The sequence below is a fragment of the Betaproteobacteria bacterium genome (assembly GCA_016791345.1).
Taxonomy (GTDB): domain Bacteria; phylum Pseudomonadota; class Gammaproteobacteria; order Burkholderiales; family JAEUMW01; genus JAEUMW01.
Map to the genome: position 1 here is coordinate 1 of JAEUMW010000149.1, position 2,388 is coordinate 2,388.

The 2,388-nt window shown below is 66.4% G+C and carries 1 protein-coding gene and 1 tRNA gene; both read left to right on the top strand.

The features are described 5' to 3' along the window. Positions 1-2,103, top strand: a 2,103-nt coding sequence (locus tag JNK68_06065; protein ID MBL8539921.1) for a pyridine nucleotide-disulfide oxidoreductase, incomplete at its 5' end; no start/stop codon positions are given. Positions 2,104-2,301: 198 nt separating this feature from the next. Beyond that, a tRNA-Leu gene (locus JNK68_06070) sits at positions 2,302-2,388 on the top strand.

The following is a 2,388-nucleotide window of genomic DNA, read 5'->3' on the forward strand; positions in this document are numbered from 1 at the left end:
GTGGTGCGGCTCCTGATCGAGCGCCGGCGCGAGTTCGCGCTCTTTGGCGGCGTGCGCTTCGGCGGCACGCTCACGGTCGAAGACGCGTTTGCGCTCGGCTTCGATCACATCGCGCTCGCCGCCGGCGCCGGACGCCCGACCATGCTGGAACTGCCGAACGGCCTCGCGCGCGGTGTGCGCATGGCTTCCGATTTCCTCATGGCCCTGCAGCTCACCGGCGCGGCGAAGACCGAGTCGGTGACCGACCTGCAGCTGCGTCTGCCGACCGTGGTCATCGGCGGCGGCCTCACCGCCATCGACACCGCAACCGAGTCGCTTGCCTACTATCCGGTGCAGGTGGAGAAGTTTCTCCAGCGCTACGAGACGCTGGTGACGGAATACGGCGAAGCCGCCGTGCGGCGCGCGTGGAGCACCGAGGAAAAAAGCATCGCCGACGAATTCATCGGCCACGCCCGGGCGATCCGCGCGGAACGCGAGGCGGCGGCCCGCGAAGGGCGCCCCGCCCGGCTCGCCGAACTGATGCAAGCGTGGGGCGGCGTGACCATCGCCTATCGCAAGCGACTGATCGACAGTCCCTCGTACACCCTGAATCACGAGGAAGTCGAGAAGGCGCTCGAAGAAGGCATCGTCTTCGCCGAAGGTCTGACACCACTGCGTGTCGAGGTCGACGAGTACGGCCACGCCAAGGGCCTGCAGGTGTCCGTGCAAGAGCGGGACATGGAAGGCGTGTGGCACCACTTCAACGAGATCGAGCTGCCGGCGCGGTCGATCCTGGTGGCCGCCGGCACACAGCCCAACACCGTGCTCGCGCGCGAGGACGGCGCCCACTTTCATCTCGACGGGCGCTTCTTCCAGGCCTGCGACGAGAGCGGTACGCCGGTGAAACCGGAACGCAGCGCGAAGCCGCAGCAGCCGCGCGTGCTCCTGTCGCGCCAGAGCGATGGGCGCTTCGTGAGCTTCTTCGGCGACTTGCATCCGTCATTCGCGGGCAACGTGGTGAAGGCGATGGCGAGCGCGAAGCAGGGGTATCCGACGCTTACGAACGTCCTCGCCGGGCGGCCCGCAGCGAGTGCGCTCGGCCGCGAGGAATTCTTCGGTCGACTCAATCGCGACCTGCGCGCGACCGTGAAGGCGGTCAATCGCCTCACGCCCACCATCGTCGAGGTGGTGGTCGAGGCACCGCTCGCCGCGCGCCAGTTCAAACCGGGGCAGTTCTATCGCCTGCAGAACTACGAGACTTTCGCACCGCGCGTTGACGGTACGACGCTGCTCATGGAGGGCTTGGCCCTCACCGGCGCGCAGGTCGATCGCGAGCGCGGGCTGCTCTCCACCATCGTGCTGGAGATGGGTGGGTCGTCGGATCTGTGCGCGCTGCTCAAGCCGGGCGAACCGGTGATCCTCATGGGTCCCACTGGAACGCCGACCGAAACGCCGCCTGGCGAAACCGTCGCGCTGGTGGGCGGCGGGCTCGGCAATGCTGTGCTGTTCTCGATCGGCGAGGCGCTGCGCGCAGCCGGATCGAAGGTGCTGTACTTCGCTGGATACAAGAAACTGATCGACCGCTACAAGGAAGAAGAGATCGAGGCAGCGGCGGATGTCGTGGTGTGGTGCTGCGACGAAGCCCCCGGCTACACGCCGCACCGCCCGCAGGATCGCGCCTTCGTCGGCAACATCGTCGATGCGATGCTCACTTACGCGAAGGGAGAACTCGGTCCGCAGACGATCCCGTTCGCAGACACCGACCGCATCATCGCAATCGGGTCGGATCGCATGATGGCGGCAGTGGGCGCCGCGCGCCATCGCGCCTTGGCGCCGTACCTCAAACCGCACCACTTCGCCATCGGCAGCATCAACTCGCCGATGCAGTGCATGATGAAGGAGATCTGCGCGCAGTGTCTGCAGCGCCACGTCGATCCCGCTACAGGCAAGGAGAGCTTCGTCTTCTCCTGCTTCAACCAGGATCAGCCGCTCGATCTCGTCGACTTCGGCTGCCTCGAGCAGCGACTCAGGCAGAACGGCGTGCAGCAGAAGCTAACCGCGCTCTGGATCGATCGCTGCCTCGCGCGCATGGGAGAACGGCCGTCACGGGTGCTCGCCGCCTGATGCGCCACCCTCGTGTTCGGAGTTGAAGCACCTGGCAGCGTTACGGGATAATCGCGCGCAGCCTGAGTCGGGTCGCCGCGTTTCTCGCGGGCGGCTGCAGTCGCAGAAGTGGTAGCCGATCTCGCGGGCGGAGTGGTCGGTCTCGATGCGCACAATCGAGAGAAGCGGCCAGAGTCAAGCCGAGCAATCGCGTGCAATGCCGGGATGGCGGAACTGGTAGACGCAGCGGACTCAAAATCCGCCGGTAGTGATACCGTGGGGGTTCGATTCCCCCTCCCGGCACCA